This window comes from Estrella lausannensis, from assembly GCF_900000175.1.
GTDB classification, from domain to species: domain Bacteria; phylum Chlamydiota; class Chlamydiia; order Chlamydiales; family Criblamydiaceae; genus Estrella; species Estrella lausannensis.
In genome coordinates, this window is record NZ_CWGJ01000025.1 from 340,040 (window position 1) to 354,794 (window position 14,755).

The following is a 14,755-nucleotide window of genomic DNA, read 5'->3' on the forward strand; positions in this document are numbered from 1 at the left end:
AATTCTTCAAGTTGTTTCGGTATAGACTGAAAGTGTCTCAAAATTTGGCATAGGGATTTCAAAGGGCCATGGGGTCTTTTGGCAGGGGGTTGGGGACGGCATCCCTATCCTCCTCAACGAGGGGGATTTGTTCATGAGTGCCGGTCTTAAGTTTAAGAAAGCAGTGAAGGAGAGCTCTCCTCTCTTGATCGTCGGGGCCGCATCGCCGCTGGTGGCGATGCTGATTGAGAGGAAGGGATTTCAGGCTCTTTATCTTTCCGGCGGCGGTTATGCCACTTTTTCATTTGGCTTGCCGGATCTTGGGATGACGACGCCGGTAGAGCTGGCTGAGGAGGCGCGCCGGATCGCTGACAGATCTTCTTTGCCGCTGCTAGTGGATATTGACACCGGTTTTGGCGGCCCGCTCATGATCGAACGGACTGTTCAGTTGATGGAGCAGGCCGGCGTGGCAGCGGTACATATTGAGGATCAGGTTTTTGAGAAAAGGTGCGGCCACAGGCAGGGTAAGGCGCTTGTTGCCAAAGGGCTGATGCAGGAGAGGATAGCGGCTGCAGTGCGAGGGAGAAAAGATCCCGATTTTGTCATCATGGCGAGAACGGATAGCCCTGGCATTGAGAAAGTTGGTGATGTGGTGAAGCGCGCTCAGGCTTACCGCGAGGCGGGAGCGGATATGCTCTTTTTGGAGGGGAGTGTTGACTCTGAACTTTTTAGGGTTGTCAAAGAGGAGTGCGGGCTGCCGCTCTTGGTGAACCTGACCGAATTCGGAAAGTGCAAGATTCTAACTGCGAGTGAGCTAAACGCGGTTGGAGCCGACATGGCTTTGTACCCCCTTACGCTCAATCGGGTGATGCTCGGGGCGTGTTCGGAAGCTCTCGATGAGTTGAGAGCGGGGCAGGGCGGACTTCTTGAAAAGATGCAGACAAGGGTAGAGCTTTATGATTTGATCGGTTATCACGATCTTGAGGCGCGTTCAAAATTCAAAGAGTAGGTAAGTGTATGGCCGAGGTTGCTGAGAAGAAAAAGAGCGGGGGTCTTGCCGGAGTCATTGCCGGCGACAGTTCCATTTGCCTGTGCGGCAGCGAGGAGGAGAGTCTCCTCTACCGGGGATACCCGATCGAGGATTTGGCCCGTTTCGCTTCTTTTGAGGAGACGGCATGGCTGATTCTGAGGGGGTCTTTGCCGACGGAGAAAGAGCTTTCCGATTATAGAGTTGTTTTGAAGGAGAAGAGAGATCTTCCTGTGAATCTGAAGGCAATTTTGGAGCAGATTCCGAAAGATGCCGGCATGATGGACGTGATGAGGACGTCAGTATCGGCGCTCGGCCATTTCGAGCCGGAGATCGAGGAAAAGGGGCGTTTTGATATAGCCGACAAGTTAGTCTCTTGCATCGGGGCTCCCTTGCTCTACTGGCATACGCTGCATACAAAGGGAAAGCGCCTGGATCTCGTGACCCAAGAAAAGAATCACTCCGGCCACCTTTTGCAGCTTATCCTGGGTCATGAGGCGTCCGAGGAGCATCAACGCTTTTTAGACATAGCCCTGATCCTTTATGCCGAGCATGAGTTCAACGCTTCCACATTTACCGTGAGAACCATTGCGAGTACTCTTTCTGATTTTTATTCCGCCATTTGCGGCGGCATCGGTGCCCTCAGCGGTCCTTTACATGGGGGAGCTAATGAAAAGGCAATCGAGCTGATCTTGAAGTTCCAAAGCCAGCAGGAGGCAGAGCAGGGCGTGCTTAGGATGCTCGAGCGTAAAGAGCTGATCATGGGCTTTGGCCACCGCGTCTATACGACGCGCGATCCACGATCTGACATCATCAAGGATATTGCGAGAAAGCTCGCCGAGGACGCCGGGGATCTTGAAACCTTTGAGATCGCCGAACGTATAGAAGAGGTGATGCGGCGGGAGAAGAAGCTTTTTCCTAACTTGGACTTCTACAGCGCCCTGGCATTCCGCTATCTCGGCATTCCGACAGCGATGTTCACACCGATTTTCGTGATGTCGAGGATCGTGGGATGGTCGGCGCATCTTCTGGAACAGAGGCAAAATAACAAATTAATCAGACCACTAAGCAACTACACAGGACCCAAGAGGGAAACATGGAAGCCCATCGGCAAGAGATCTTAGAGCGTAAAGAGCAGCTGACTGACTACGATGAACCGATCCGTAAAATCGTGAGGTACGTCGGCGAACCCTTGCATCCCGGGCATGAGGCGCTCGAGACTGCCTCCTTAAGTCTTTTGGATGCCTATGCCTGTCTTGCGGCGGCTCTTAAAGCTCCCGGGGTCAGCCGTATACTGGGAGGCGTCTTTGAGGGAGAGGATGCCGGGGGAAGTATTTCAATTCCCGGCACCCATTTGCGGGCAGGCCTCCTCTCCGGAGCTTTTCAGATCGGCTCTTTGATCCGATGGCTCGATTACAACGACACATTTCTTGCCAAGGAGTGGGGGCACCCTTCCGATAATCTGGGGGCGATTTTGGCAGTTGCCGACTATTTGTCCGGCAAGGGCCGGGAGCTGACTGTGGCCGACGTGCTGACTTGTCTGATCAAAGCCTATGAAGTGCAGGGAACGCTTGCCCTGGAGAACAGCTTTAACCGTTTTGGGTTTGATCATGTGATCTTGGTGAAGGTCGCATCAGCAGCGGTTGCCGCTTCGATGCTTGGGGGTGATGAACAGGCAATTGCAAGCGCGGTCTCTAACGCATTTGCCGATGCCGGTCCGCTGAGATGCTACCGCCACTTCCCGAATACAGGCTCAAGAAAATCATGGGCGGCAGGGGATGCCTCCAGCAGGGGGCTTTTACTCGCCGGCCTGGCAATCAAAGGGGAGATGGGCTATCCGAAAGTGCTCTCCACCCCCAGATGGGGCCTTGCCGACACGCTGTTTGACGGGGCACCCTTGTCCTTAAGCGGACACTTAGGTACCTATATCATTGAAAACATCCTGTTTAAAGTCTCCTTTCCGGCTGAATTTCACGCGCAGACAGCTGTCGAGTGCGCCATCCGCCTTCACAAAAAAATTAAGGATCGGCTCGAGGAAATCGACAGAATTGAAATCGAGACGCATGAGGCGGCGATCCGCATCATCGACAAGAAGGGGCCTTTGCATAACTACGCAGACAGAGATCACTGCCTGCAGTATATGGTGGCTGTCGCCCTTCTGAACGGGCGGCTCACAGCCGACGATTATGAAGACGAAATGGCAAAAAACCCATGGATCGATCGACTGCGAGGTTTGATGGAAGTGACGGAAAACGAGAGATTTTCTCGGGAGTATCATGAGAGGGACAAGCGGTCGATTGCCAATTCGGTGAAGGTAGTCTTTCGCTGCGGCACATCCATCAAGGAAGAGTTTGATTATCCGCTAGGCCACAGGAAGCGCCGTGAGGAGGCAAAACCGCGTCTCTTAAAAAAGGCGGAGGAGTGCTTTAAGGAAATTTATTCTGAGGATAAAATAGCACGGATTATGCAGCTTTTTCATCATAAAGAGCTCTTTTACAAGCTGTCCATCCGGGAATGGATGGAGCTATTTCACAAGGAAGGTGAGAGCCATGATCGGAGGAGTGCCAAGTCTTGAATACCTGTGTCGCTTAACGATAGCAAGGGAAGTGATCGAAACGAATAGGACAAGGCCGCTTATCATTAGCGGCGAGAAAGAACACATGGATATCTATGAAGTTGCCCTGCAGAGATTCTTTCCTCATAAGAGCTATATCAGGATTTCAGAGGGTACTATTGTGATCTGATCACATACCGAAAGTGTTTCAAAATTTTTTAGCTTTGAGACACTTTCGGTCTGATTTACATCAGCTTTGCCGGATTTTGGATCAGCGTGGCGAAGTAGTGGGAAACAGCTGCCGCCAAATTGCCGTCGATGACGCGGTGGTCGAAGCTCCATGAGATATTGAGTGCATCCCGGACAACGACCTGATCGCCTTTGACCATCGGTGCTTTCTGGATCCGGTTGATGGCAAGTATGGCCACTTCCGGGTAGTTGATGACGGGCGTTGCCCATCGTCCCGAACCTTCCAGGCCGCCAAAGTTGCTGACGGTGATCGTCGATCCCTTCATCTCTTCTGCCCGCAAATTTTTTTCCCGCGCTCTTGTCACTAAGCTGTCATAGGAGCGGATAATAGTTTCCAACGCCATATTCTGCACGTCGTGAAGCACAGGCACGATCAGTCCAAGGGGCGTTGAGATGGCAATGCCGATGTTGTGGTGTTTATGGATGTAGAGCACGCCCTGGTCCATGTCATACGTGCTGTTAGCTTTGGGAAAGTTTTGGAGAGCGAGCGAGACTGCTTTGATGATGAAGGGCATGAAGGTGATGCGGATATTTTCTTTTTCTGCCGCTTTCTTAAAACTCTCTTTCAGCTGAATCAATCGGGTGGCGTCGATTTGCTCGAAATAGGAAAAATGGGGGGCTACCCGCTTGGAGGTGGCCATTTTTTCTGCCATCAGTCGGGGGATGCCGACCACTTTTTCGACTGTATCGTCCTGAAAGGAAGGAAGAGGCTCTTTTTTCAAAGTTTGAGGAGAGCTTTTAAGCGTACGAGAGAGGTCTTCCATCGTGATCCGCCCCTCTTTCCCGGTGCCTTCAATCTCATCCAAGTCAATGTGGAGATCTTTTGCGATCTTGCGCACCTGAGGGATGGCCGGCTTTCCTGATTGTCTCGCCTTTTCTTGCTTCTCGATTGTTCGGGGAGGTTCCTTTGGAGATTTTTCTTTGGGGACTGAAGCCGTCTCTTCCTTTATAGCTTCTTTTGTCGCGATGGAGTAGAGGGGTTTTCCGACTTTGGCAATATCGCCCTCTTTACAGAATAGAGTGTCTAAAGAGCCCGCCACAGGTGAGGGTAGCTCGACTGTCGCTTTATCAGTCATGACGATGACCACCGGCTCGTCTTTGCCGACCGTGTCCCCTTTTTTTTTCAGCCATTGGACAACTTCCCCTTCGACAACGCCTTCACCGATGTCCGGCAGATTGAATGTGTAGATCGATTCCATGGCAAAAGACCTCTGTCAGGGTAAAAACTAGTAGTTGACTGTCTCGATTGCAGCGTTTTTCACTCGTTCGGCATCGGGAAGGTAATCGTGCTCGAGTGTATTGGGAAAGGGAGTATCCCAGCCGCAGCAGCGTTTGACGGGAGCGAGAAGGTGAAGAAAACACTTTTCCTGAACTTGTGCGGCAAGCTCAGCGCCAAAACCGCCCGTCAGGGGAGCTTCATGCGCGATCACGAGGCGTCCTGTCTTCGCGACGGATATGACAATGGAGTCCATATCGAGAGGATTCAACGTTCTCAAGTTGATGACTTCGATGTCGATGCCTTTTTCTTTGTGGAGGCTCTCTGCCGCTAGCATGTTCTGGTGGTGTTGAGCGCCCCATCCGATCAGTGTGAGGTCTTTTCCTTGCCGTGCAATTTCGGCTTGGCCGAAGGGGATCACATAGCGCTCCAGAGGAACTTCGCTTTTGACAGCGCGGTATATTCTCTTCGGCTCGAAAAATATGACCGGGTCGTTGGACTCGATGGCAGCGGTGAGAAGCCCTTTGGCATCATAGGGAGTTGAAGCGACGCAGACAACCAATCCCGGTGTGTGTAAAAACTGCGCTTCGGGAGATTGGGAGTGGTAGTGTCCTCCATGGATTCCTCCGCCGTAAGGAGTCCTGATGACGACCGGGCTAGAGTACTGGTTGGCTGTCCGATAGCGCATTTTAGCCATTTCGTTGACGATCTGGTCGTAGGCAGGAAAGATATAGTCGGCAAACTGGATCTCCGCGATCGGCTTCATCCCTTGCTGGGCCATGCCGATGGCAAAACCGACTATTCCCTGCTCAGAAAGGGGAGTGCTAAAGCAGCGCTCTTCGCCGAACATCTCCTGCATGCCTTCCGTCACTCTGAAGACGCCGCCAAAATAGCCGGCATCCTCTCCAAAGATAACGAGGCGCCCGTCGCGTTTGAACTCCTCTTTCAGAGTGTGATTGAGAGCTTGGATCATGTTCATCTCAGGCATCGGCTGACTCGCTTTTTTGATTCAGGCACTCTTGCAGCTGCTCTTTTAGGTGGCGCGGCATGGAAAAATAGACATGCTCAAAGAGGGATTCTATCGGCGGGGGAGGGGTTTTTTTTGCCTCCTCGATTCCTTCGTTGATCTCTTGTAAAATTCTCTGTTTGAGAGCCTCGTTTTTCTCTTCGTCAAAGAGCTCTCTTGCCTTTAAATAGAGGAACAGACGTTTGATCGGGCATTTTTCCTTGGCCTTTTTTACCTCTTCTTCACTGCGGTAGCGTGTGGGGTCGTCCGATGTGGAATGGGCGCCGAGACGATATGTCATCGCTTCGATTAGGACCGGACCTTTGCCGGCAAGGCACATCTCTTTGGCTTGTTTGACGGCATGGAAAACCGCGAAAAGATCGTTGCCATCGATCTTCATCGCTTCAATACCGTAGCCGATGCCTTTCGGAGCAATGCCATCGGATGCGAATTGTTCTTTTACAGGTGTTGAGATGGCATAACCGTTGTTGCGGCAAAAAAAGATCGCCGGCGCTTTGCGGACGGCGGCGAAGTTGAGGCCGGCATGGAAGTCTCCTTCGGATGTGGCTCCCTCGCCGAAGTAGCATATGGCGATATTTTTTTCTTTTTTCAGTTTCATCGCGTAGGCGGAGCCGGCCGCATGAGGGATCTTGGTGCCGATGGGGGAGGACACAGTGACGATATTGAGTTCTTTTGATCCAAAGTGATTGGGCATCTGCCTTCCCAAAATGGAATCTTTGGCATCGCCAAACATGTGATGAATGTAGTCTTTAATGGAGTAGCCGCGATAGAAAAGACAGCCAAGCTCGCGGTACTGGGGATACATCCAGTCGTCCACAGTCAAAGCCGCGGCGGAGCCGACGGCAGCGGCTTCCTCCCCGAAAGATGTCAGCGCGAACGAGATAAGACCCTGCCTTTGCAGGGTAACCATCCTTTCATCGACAAGACGGGTTTTGACCATCGTTTCATAGCAATGGATCAATGTATCCGCAGGTAAGGCTAGATCGCTGCTTGTCAGCGATCCGTCGGACTTCAGGTAGCCGATGACTGTTGGCGGCGGCATGGTTCCTCACTCTTCTTTACCCTTCCATTTATAGCGGCTGTGAGGATTTTGCTATACCGAAATGAATTTAAAATTTGACAGCTCGGCGGTTTCTGAGAGCTCTGGGTTCACAAGACAAAATTTCCACCGGTATAAAAGCATTTATGGGGGAGACATCGGGTCGCCTCCGGCATGGACAATATGCTCCCAGCGGATTTTATTTTTTCGGGAGAGGAATTCGACTAGGGGGTGGTAGTTGAGTGATGTGGAGTGGAAAGTTTCCGTGTCGACGAAGGCGATTTTGCCATCTTTGCACCAAGGGACATTCGTGATGCGGGCACAGTCCCTCAGACCATAGGTTTTGATCATCTTATGCAGGGCGATCAGAGTCGCCTCCGTTGTTTTTTTTCTCCACAGCTTCTGATTTTCTTCAAAGGGGACGAGGCGCATGTCTTCGGCGATCAGGATGAAGGATGGATAGGTCCTTCCCTCGATCACTTGAAGGCATGGAGTTTTGAAGAGCCATTTTCTAGGAACTTTAAACAGCTTCTCATAGCCGAATTGACGGATCCCTTCCTTGATGAGCTTGGCTCCTTCAACGCGCTGGATCCAGTAGCGCCAGTCAATGCCGGGGAAGACGTTGTATTGAAAGAATTTGAACACGTAGCCATGCATTCCGGGGTGTTTTGCGACCAGCACGTGAAGACCCATCTGATTTAAAAATGTGAATCCCAGCGACTGGATGTATTCGGGTGTGAGGGTGGCGCTTGAGTCATTGAAGAGCCTCTCGAGTGTGAACTTCATTACCGGGTCATCAAGGAGGTAGCCGGCAGTCTCCGTTTCGGGGAAAAGCTCTCCTTTAGGGTTCGATATTTCTTCCTCGGCAGGGCGGGAGATGGGCGTTTTCGCCAAATATTTCGGGCTCTTCTCCTCCGCCTGAAGGGAAAATGCTTTGAGGGTGAAGGGTAAGAGAATCATTAAGATAAACGCATTTAAGGACATAGGGCCTCTTTTAGGATTAGGGTATCAAAAACGGAATTGTAGCGGGGCAACCTGTCAAAATGCATCATAATTTGGCAAAGCTCTTTCGTCCAGGGGGGCACTTCATCTCAACGAAAGAGGCGCGATCAAGACTTGATTTTCAAGCCATTGGCGTATACCTTCCAAGTTGAGCCAATGCGGAAAGCAAACGGATCCGGGCTGACCGACCCAGCCTGAAGCAGTGTCAACCGGGATGGAGATGAAGCATGAAGTTCGTTGGATACAATCAGGTGCGGATGCACGACACCGACATGGCAGGCATTCTCTATTTTGCGCGGCAATTTCGCTTTGTCCATGACGCGATCGAAGACCTTTTCGCCGCCGAAGGGCTTCCTTTTGACCATCTCTTCCACAAAGAGTCCTTCGTTTCTGTCATCGTCCACTGTGAAGCGGATTATCTTGCTACTCTGAGGGTGGGTGATCGCCTCGAAACCCATCTTTGGGTCGAAAAGATCGGGAAGACCTCCTTTCACATCCACTACGAGATATTCAGGGATAAAACACTGATTGGCAGGGCAAAGACTGTCCACGTCACTTTAACGAGGGTTAGCAGGAAAAAAATGCCGATTCCCAAAAAGCTTTTGGCTATTTTAGAGCGCTATTTGCTGGATTGAAGGCATCACGGTCTCTTTCCATCAATTGCTGGCCCACGAAGGCTTTCTCTTCTCGACAAATGCCTGTATACCCTCGGCGGCATCCTTTGAGCGCCTTGCCTGTCGATGAACTTTGGCCGCCTCCGAAAAACACTCTTTGATCCGATAATTTTTAAGAAGCAGTTGCTTTGTTTCCGAGATCGCTTCAGGGGAGGCAGAGAGCGTGGTTGAAGCTAAGTGGATGGCTGCCTGCAAAAGATCTCCTTTCTTTACCAGAGCATAGGCAAGCTGAAGTTTTAACGATTCGTCGGCTGTCAGCTCATGGGAGAAAAGCAGCAATTTACTGATGATGCTGCCCGGCAGTTTCGCGGCTAATATTGCCGATACAAGGGCAGGAGAGAGCCCTCGTTTAACTTCAGGAAAGGCAAGAGAGCTTCCCTCTTCCATCAGCATAAAGTCGCAGGCGAGCGCGAGCCCCGCTCCTCCGGCATATGCCTTTCCCTGAATACAGGAAATGGTGACCTTGCCGCATGTCAGAAGCGCAAGGAACGCCTTTTCGATCAGATGTGAGGATTTATCGATCAGGCTCTCGTCGGCCGCTTCAGTCAGATCCATGCCGGTGCAGAAATCGTTTCCACTCGTCATCAGAAAGATTGTCCGCACGTCCGGGTCGCTGCCGACCGATTCCATCGCCTGAAGAAATGAGGTGAGCAGGGAAATGTTCAATGCGTTTTTCTTTAAAGGTCTGTTCAGCAAGATAGCGCAGGAGCTGTTTGCGGTAGGAACAATTTTCACCAAAGGCTCCTCCATCATGCCCCGTCCCCCCTGATAAGCACCTCTTCCGGAATCATCAGTTCCATATTGAGCAGGGCCTCCCCGAATGTTTTTCCCTGGGAGTCAACTCTCAGGCAAGCGGCTGCCCCCCCCTTCAGAACATCTTTCAACACGAAATTGATCCCCATCAAGTTGGGCAGGAGGTAGCGCAAAACGCTAGACGGCGTCAATTCAGAAAACAGGGAGGAGACCTTATCTTCGGTCAGCTCGAGAAGGAGAAATTCGTAGGCTTGCCTGTTGCTCGCGATCACGCCGATGTTGGCATGAGACCCCTTATCTCCCGAGCGGGCTGTTGCGATTAAACGGATTGGCGCCCTGATGTGGCTCATAGACCCTCGCTGCTAATGAAATAAATGGTAGTCTGCACCTTCTCTTTGCTAATCAGAGTAGGATAGTGCTGAAAAACGGGCCTGATCTTCGGTCGTCCCGAAGCATATCCCGCAACACCTTGCGGACCGGATGTGACTAAGGGGGCAATCTCCTTTGCAAAACATTGGAGAGCATCTTCCGATCCCCTGACAGCGATTCTTAACACAATTTCCGGCACGCTGAAGTCCTTCCTGCCGGGAGCCGCCTCGCCGCTTCCCAGGCATTCGATGACAGCATCGTCAAACTCAAACCCTTGCTCCCGCACCCTTTCGAGAAGCACTTGTCCGAGCTTTCTTCCCTTCCTGAAGGCTTGATCACCGAAGATGACCAGCATAGCCTCCGCCCTGAAACCGGCTTGATAGGTGGCGACTACTTTATAACTATCTGTCGGTTGGCGGCCTTTGGCACCTCTGACCTCTACGCAGTTTTTTGCCGTCTCTTCCGCTTCGATGCAAGTGAAGGAGACGGTAAGGTCCGGGCTGATATACAGATCGGGATCGCCGATTTCATAAAGCAGCTGCTCTTTGACGATCTCTACGGAGACCAATCCTCCCGTTCCTTCGGGTTTGGTAATGGAGAAAAGTCCATCCTCATGAATCACGGCGATGGGAAATCCCATATGGGTCGGATCTTCGATATCGAGCCATTTGGTCGATATTCCTCCCGTCACTTGCGTTCCGCATTCGATGAGGTGTCCGGCTACTGTGGCCTGCGCGATTTTGTCCAGATCGGTGTTGCTCCACTGAAAAGCATGAAGGCAGGGGCCGACAGTCAGACTGGGGTCGGCGACGCGTCCCGCTACAACGATATCGGCCCCTGCATCAAGGGCTTCTTTGATCGCGTCGCTGCCGATGTAGGCGTTGGCAGAAACAAGGCGCTCCCGGTAGGGAGCGATCGTCTCGTCCCTATCAAGAGAGGGAAACTCTTCGTCTGAAGCTGTTTGAAGAAGCTCAAGTACATCATCTCCGAGGATATAGGCTATATTCAACGGCCTTGCCGATGCCTCCTGCAGCGCCTCTCTCACAGCCTCGGCGCAGCCTTTAGGATCGAGCCCTCCGGCGTTGGCAACCACTTTGAAGTTCAGTCCCTGATTCCAGAACGGGACGAGTGATTGGATGATCGAGGGAAAATCTTTGGCGTAAGCAGGCCGCCCTTTTTTCTTTTCAAGGGCCATGATGGACATTGAAAGCTCGGCCAGGAAATCGAAAGTGATAAAATCGATGTCTTGTGCTCGCGTAAGCAGGTCTTTGGCAGCAGTTTGCCGATCCCCCAAAAATCCATGGGCATTGGCGATTTTGATTTTTTTCATCGAGATTGATAACTACATGTTAAGGGGTTCATACCTGGAAAACTCCTGTGTGGAATGTTTTAGCGACAGGAGGCGCCCTCTTGGCAAGCAGCAGGGCCTTCGAGAGTGTTTCGCGCGTCAGATGCGGGGAGATGATTTTATCGATCCATCCTCTGGCCGCTCCGTAACGGATGTCCATCTCTTCCGCGTAGCGCCTGATGATCTCCCGTTGCTTTTCTTCGGCCACCGCTTTATCGAGAGGTTTTCCTTCCCTTTCGGCGGCTTTCTGCTGGATTTCAAACAGGGTGTCTGCGGCCTGTTCGGCACCCATTACGGCGTATTTGGCATTCGGCCAGGCAAAGATGAAATGGGGATCGTACGCCTTTCCGCAGAGGGCATAGTTCCCGGCTCCAAAGGAGTTGCCAACGATGACGGTGATCTTGGGAACAATCGAGTTACTGATGGCATTGACGAGTTTTGCCCCGCTGCGGATGATTCCGGATTGCTCGGCTTCTTTGCCTACCATAAATCCGACGACATCCTGTAGGAAAACCATCGGGATTTTGGACTGGTTGCAGTCCATGACGAAGCGGGCCGCCTTATCGGCGCTCTCGGCATACACCACTCCTCCGATTTCTATCTCTCCCTTGCCTGTGACAGTGCTTTTTCGCTGGTTGGCCAAAATTCCGACAGATATTCCGTTGATTTTGGCAAAAGCTGTGACAAGCGTGGGGCCATAGTCTTTCTTAAACTCTTGCAGCGAGCCCCGGTCGATGATGCAGGAGAGTAGATCTCTTGTGTCATACATTTTGTTGCTGTCGCCGCTGACGATGTCGTAGATCGTGTAGGGGTAGTGTTCCACTTCGAAGGAGGCCTGCCCTTTCTGATATTTCAGATCCTCGGGCAAAATATCAATCAGGGAGCGGATGCGCATCAGGCAGGATCTGTCATCTTTTTCTAAAAAGTCGACAGTTCCGCTGATTTCAGAATGCATGCGTGCTCCCCCAAGCTCCTCGGGATCGACAAGCTGGCCGATCGCAGCTTTCACAAGGGCCGGGCCTGCCAGATAGAGCCCGGAGCCTTCAGTCATCAGAAGCTTATCGCAAAGAACCGGGAGATAGCCGCCGCCGGCGATGCAGTTGCCCATGATCGCAGCGATTTGGTAGATGCCGTTGGCAGACAGGATGGCGTTGTTTCTGAAAATGCGGCCGAAGTCGTCTTCGTCGGGAAAGATCTCCGCTTGCAGGGGAAGAAAGACTCCGGAGGAGTCGACCAGATAGACGATGGGGAGGCGGCACTCGAATGCGATGCGCTGCGCCCGGAGCATCTTTTTCACCGACTGGGGAAACATGGCGCCTGCTTTGACTGTCGCGTCGTTTGCAATCACCATGAATTCCCGTCCACAGATTGTGCCGATACCTGTGACGACTCCCGCTGCGGGCAGGTCGGGCGCTTCTTGATACATCTTGTACCCGGCCCAGATGTTCAGCTCAAAAAATGCATCGGGGTTATCCAGGAGAATATCGAGCCTCTCCCTCACGGTCATGCGTCCCAGCCGCGTTTGCCTCTCTTTACCCCTTTTGCCTCCGCCTTCTTTCAAGATAGCTTCTTGGATGGCAATCTCTTCTGCCAGTGCCAAAAGCGAGGGCGGCTGCACAAAGGACTCTTTCACTTTCGCTTTCATCATCTATTTTCCTGTCAGAGTTGCGGAGAGGTCATTCACTAAGCAGTCTTCGCCGTTATCGATGTTTTCCAGATTGAGGCGCATGGTGTCTATTGCCCATCTGAGGTAGAAGCGGGCCACTTTTTCCGGGTTTCTGTAGAGAGGATCCTGCACCCCGTCTTGGATTCTTGAAATAACTGCCATTGATGTGTAGAGGGCAATGGCGACATTGGTCAGTCGATTCAGCAGGAGTTGCTTCTCGATCACGCCTTCTTTGTATTTCATCAGAGATTTAATGCAAACCTTGGAGAAAAGGGGGATAAAGCGGGAGATCTCGGCGCACTCCTTTTCGATCAGGGCGATTTTATTGGGGATCGATGGCCTTTTGCTAAGCCCCATAAGGTTTTTAAGTGCATTTGCCAGGATAACACCGGAGGAAAACGGTGATGAGGTCAGACTGCTAAGAGCCTCTTTAAGCGGGGCACCGGCCTCCCGTAGGCCGACCGCGGAAATAAAGGCGCGCAGCACCTCGTTGGATCCTTCTCCGATCATATTGAGCCTGGCATCGCGCATCATCCTCTCAAATGGCTGATCGGTAAAAAAAGAACGTCCGCCAAAAATCTGCATCGTATCATAAAGAGTACTCCAGAGGGATTCGCTGGCAAAAACTTTCAGCATGGCCGACTCGAGCATCACATCCTCCTGACCTTGATCGATCAGTCCCGCTGTCATGTAGGTGGTGGCATCGAGGGCAAAGGTGAGAGCAGCCATCTCCGCCAGTTTTTTTTGCACCAGCGAGAACGAGGCCAAGGGACGTCTAAACTGGATCCTTTCGACGCTCCATGACAAGGCCCTTTCAAGGCAGTATTTGGAGGCGCCGAGGCACATCGCACCAAATGTTGTTCGCCCGAAATCAAGCGCCGTCAGGCACACTTTAAGACCTCCTCCGAGGGGTCCTAGAATGTTTTCCTCCGGGACTTCAAGGTCTGTCAATTCCAGGTTTGTCGTTCTTGTCCCTTTGATGCCCACCTTTTCAAGACCGGGATGCAAGATTTTAAACCCTTTCATATCGGGCGTGATGATGAAGGCGGTGACTTTATCCTCCTTGCCTTTTGGCCCCGTCACCTCCGTCTTTGCCATCAAGGTCAATACCGAGGCGATGCTGCCGTTGCTTGTCCACTGCTTCCTGCCACTGATGCGGTAGACTTTCCGCTCCGGGTCGAAGACAGCGCGTGTTTCAATCCCGGAAGCGTCGGATCCGGCATTGGGTTCTGTCAGGGAAAAGGCGGCGATCTGCTCTCCCTTGGCGAGCGGGGGAAGGTAGCGCTTTTTTTGGGCGTCATTGCCGAACAGAAGGATCCCTTTAAGGCCGATGCTCTGGTGGGCGTTAATCAAGATGGCGGTGCTGCCGCAGCGGGAAGCGACTTCCTCAATCGCTTTGCAGTAACTGTACTGGCTCATGCCGAGCCCGCCGTGTTCTTTGGGAACGGAGATTCCAAAGAGTCCGATCTCAGCCAGTTTCTTGATTGTCTCTGCAGGGATTATCGCCTCTTTGTCGATCTTGACCGGATCGAGGTGTTTATCGAGATGAGTTTTAAGGCTCGCGATATAGCGTTCGGAGTTCTTTTTTTCTTCGGGAGAGGGATCGGGAAAGGGAAAGTAGGCACGGCTGTCAAACACTCCTTTATAGAGAAGCTTTGCCGCGCTCGGCTTGTTCTCTTCCGAGAAGAATAGTTCTTCGGCCATTTTGATTTGATCTTTGTCCATGGGTCTCCCGAGGTTCTCTACAAGCAGTGGATTTTTTGAGGGCGTATTGCCTGCTCTTGCACGAAAGTATCAAAATTCAATTTTTGATACACCTTCGGTATTGAATCTTTTCCATTCGCGGTCTTTA

The 14,755-nt window shown here is 51.9% G+C and carries 14 protein-coding genes; 5 read left to right on the forward strand and 9 right to left on the reverse strand.

The genetic code is table 11. The features are described from left to right. The first annotated feature begins 133 nt into the window (after positions 1-133). Genes ELAC_RS08900 through ELAC_RS08915 form a run of 4 tightly spaced genes read left to right on the forward strand, consistent with a single transcriptional unit; the run spans position 134 to position 3,750 of the window. Entirely contained in the window at positions 134-988 is an 855-nt protein-coding gene (locus ELAC_RS08900; RefSeq protein ID WP_098038925.1) for an isocitrate lyase/phosphoenolpyruvate mutase family protein, read from the forward strand. A gap of 8 nt (positions 989-996) precedes the next feature. Next, positions 997-2,130 carry a citrate/2-methylcitrate synthase gene (locus ELAC_RS08905; protein ID WP_098038926.1) on the forward strand — a complete coding sequence of 378 codons (1,134 nt, stop codon included), beginning with the start codon at positions 997-999 and terminating at the stop codon, positions 2,128-2,130. Further along, the gene (locus tag ELAC_RS08910; RefSeq protein ID WP_098038927.1) at positions 2,103-3,581 is read left to right on the forward strand and encodes a bifunctional 2-methylcitrate dehydratase/aconitate hydratase; all 1,479 of its coding nucleotides are present in this window, start codon (positions 2,103-2,105) and stop codon (positions 3,579-3,581) included. Before ELAC_RS08905 ends, ELAC_RS08910 begins: the two co-directional genes overlap by 28 nt. Continuing rightward, the gene (locus ELAC_RS08915) at positions 3,556-3,750 is read left to right on the forward strand and encodes a hypothetical protein (protein ID WP_098038928.1); all 195 of its coding nucleotides are present in this window, start codon (positions 3,556-3,558) and stop codon (positions 3,748-3,750) included. The genes ELAC_RS08910 and ELAC_RS08915 overlap by 26 nt, the downstream gene beginning before the upstream one ends. A gap of 55 nt (positions 3,751-3,805) precedes the next feature. Here the strand turns inward: ELAC_RS08915 and ELAC_RS08920 are convergent, their stop codons facing one another. The 4 genes from ELAC_RS08920 to ELAC_RS08935 all read right to left on the reverse strand — a co-directional run bounded on the left by ELAC_RS08920 (position 3,806) and on the right by ELAC_RS08935 (position 8,075). After that, the gene (locus ELAC_RS08920) at positions 3,806-5,008 is read right to left on the reverse strand and encodes a dihydrolipoamide acetyltransferase family protein (RefSeq protein ID WP_098038929.1); all 1,203 of its coding nucleotides are present in this window, start codon (positions 5,006-5,008) and stop codon (positions 3,806-3,808) included. Positions 5,009-5,035: 27 nt separating this feature from the next. Then, positions 5,036-6,013 (reverse strand): alpha-ketoacid dehydrogenase subunit beta, encoded by a 978-nt coding sequence (locus ELAC_RS08925; RefSeq protein ID WP_098038930.1) that lies wholly within the window; start codon positions 6,011-6,013, stop codon positions 5,036-5,038. After that, positions 6,006-7,094 carry a thiamine pyrophosphate-dependent dehydrogenase E1 component subunit alpha gene (locus ELAC_RS08930; RefSeq protein WP_098038931.1) on the reverse strand — a complete coding sequence of 363 codons (1,089 nt, stop codon included), beginning with the start codon at positions 7,092-7,094 and terminating at the stop codon, positions 6,006-6,008. The genes ELAC_RS08925 and ELAC_RS08930 overlap by 8 nt, the downstream gene beginning before the upstream one ends. Before the next feature lie 141 nt (positions 7,095-7,235). Beyond that, positions 7,236-8,075, reverse strand: a complete 840-nt coding sequence (locus tag ELAC_RS08935; RefSeq protein WP_098038932.1) for a hypothetical protein — start codon at positions 8,073-8,075, stop codon at positions 7,236-7,238. A gap of 245 nt (positions 8,076-8,320) precedes the next feature. On the opposite strand from ELAC_RS08935, the gene ELAC_RS08940 reads away from it, so the two are divergent. After that, complete coding sequence (locus tag ELAC_RS08940; protein ID WP_239414467.1) at positions 8,321-8,728, forward strand: acyl-CoA thioesterase; 408 nt, start codon at positions 8,321-8,323, stop codon at positions 8,726-8,728. 21 nt (positions 8,729-8,749) lie between these two features. Here ELAC_RS08940 and ELAC_RS08945 read toward each other — a convergent pair whose 3' ends face one another. From ELAC_RS08945 to ELAC_RS08965, 5 genes are read right to left on the reverse strand one after another with little or no spacing between them, the layout of a single operon-like run. Further along, the gene (locus ELAC_RS08945; protein ID WP_098038933.1) at positions 8,750-9,520 is read right to left on the reverse strand and encodes an enoyl-CoA hydratase/isomerase family protein; all 771 of its coding nucleotides are present in this window, start codon (positions 9,518-9,520) and stop codon (positions 8,750-8,752) included. After that, positions 9,517-9,870 carry an AtuA-related protein gene (locus ELAC_RS08950; RefSeq protein ID WP_098038934.1) on the reverse strand — a complete coding sequence of 118 codons (354 nt, stop codon included), beginning with the start codon at positions 9,868-9,870 and terminating at the stop codon, positions 9,517-9,519. The genes ELAC_RS08945 and ELAC_RS08950 overlap by 4 nt, the downstream gene beginning before the upstream one ends. Then, the gene (locus ELAC_RS08955; RefSeq protein WP_098038935.1) at positions 9,867-11,219 is read right to left on the reverse strand and encodes an acyclic terpene utilization AtuA family protein; all 1,353 of its coding nucleotides are present in this window, start codon (positions 11,217-11,219) and stop codon (positions 9,867-9,869) included. The genes ELAC_RS08950 and ELAC_RS08955 overlap by 4 nt, the downstream gene beginning before the upstream one ends. A 28-nt stretch (positions 11,220-11,247) precedes the next feature. After that, positions 11,248-12,885, reverse strand: coding sequence for an acyl-CoA carboxylase subunit beta (locus ELAC_RS08960; RefSeq protein ID WP_098038936.1), 1,638 nt, complete (start codon positions 12,883-12,885; stop codon positions 11,248-11,250). Further along, positions 12,886-14,628 (reverse strand): acyl-CoA dehydrogenase family protein, encoded by a 1,743-nt coding sequence (locus tag ELAC_RS08965; protein WP_098038937.1) that lies wholly within the window; start codon positions 14,626-14,628, stop codon positions 12,886-12,888. It lies immediately after the preceding gene. Between the last annotated feature and the right edge of the window lie 127 nt (positions 14,629-14,755).

What these genes read in the sequence shown, in the direction of transcription:
- ELAC_RS08955 (WP_098038935.1), bottom strand. Translation starts at nt 11,219, where the DNA reads ATGAAAAAAATCAAAATCGCCAATGCCCATGGATTTTTGGGGGATCGG.
- ELAC_RS08940 (WP_239414467.1), top strand. Translation starts at nt 8,321, where the DNA reads ATGAAGTTCGTTGGATACAATCAGGTGCGGATGCACGACACCGACATG.
- ELAC_RS08935 (WP_098038932.1), bottom strand. Translation starts at nt 8,075, where the DNA reads ATGTCCTTAAATGCGTTTATCTTAATGATTCTCTTACCCTTCACCCTC.
- ELAC_RS08945 (WP_098038933.1), bottom strand. Translation starts at nt 9,520, where the DNA reads ATGATGGAGGAGCCTTTGGTGAAAATTGTTCCTACCGCAAACAGCTCC.
- ELAC_RS08920 (WP_098038929.1), bottom strand. Translation starts at nt 5,008, where the DNA reads ATGGAATCGATCTACACATTCAATCTGCCGGACATCGGTGAAGGCGTT.
- ELAC_RS08910 (WP_098038927.1), top strand. Translation starts at nt 2,103, where the DNA reads ATGGAAGCCCATCGGCAAGAGATCTTAGAGCGTAAAGAGCAGCTGACT.
- ELAC_RS08925 (WP_098038930.1), bottom strand. Translation starts at nt 6,013, where the DNA reads ATGCCTGAGATGAACATGATCCAAGCTCTCAATCACACTCTGAAAGAG.
- ELAC_RS08915 (WP_098038928.1), top strand. Translation starts at nt 3,556, where the DNA reads ATGATCGGAGGAGTGCCAAGTCTTGAATACCTGTGTCGCTTAACGATA.
- ELAC_RS08905 (WP_098038926.1), top strand. Translation starts at nt 997, where the DNA reads ATGGCCGAGGTTGCTGAGAAGAAAAAGAGCGGGGGTCTTGCCGGAGTC.
- ELAC_RS08965 (WP_098038937.1), bottom strand. Translation starts at nt 14,628, where the DNA reads ATGGACAAAGATCAAATCAAAATGGCCGAAGAACTATTCTTCTCGGAA.
- ELAC_RS08900 (WP_098038925.1), top strand. Translation starts at nt 134, where the DNA reads ATGAGTGCCGGTCTTAAGTTTAAGAAAGCAGTGAAGGAGAGCTCTCCT.
- ELAC_RS08950 (WP_098038934.1), bottom strand. Translation starts at nt 9,870, where the DNA reads ATGAGCCACATCAGGGCGCCAATCCGTTTAATCGCAACAGCCCGCTCG.
- ELAC_RS08930 (WP_098038931.1), bottom strand. Translation starts at nt 7,094, where the DNA reads ATGCCGCCGCCAACAGTCATCGGCTACCTGAAGTCCGACGGATCGCTG.
- ELAC_RS08960 (WP_098038936.1), bottom strand. Translation starts at nt 12,885, where the DNA reads ATGATGAAAGCGAAAGTGAAAGAGTCCTTTGTGCAGCCGCCCTCGCTT.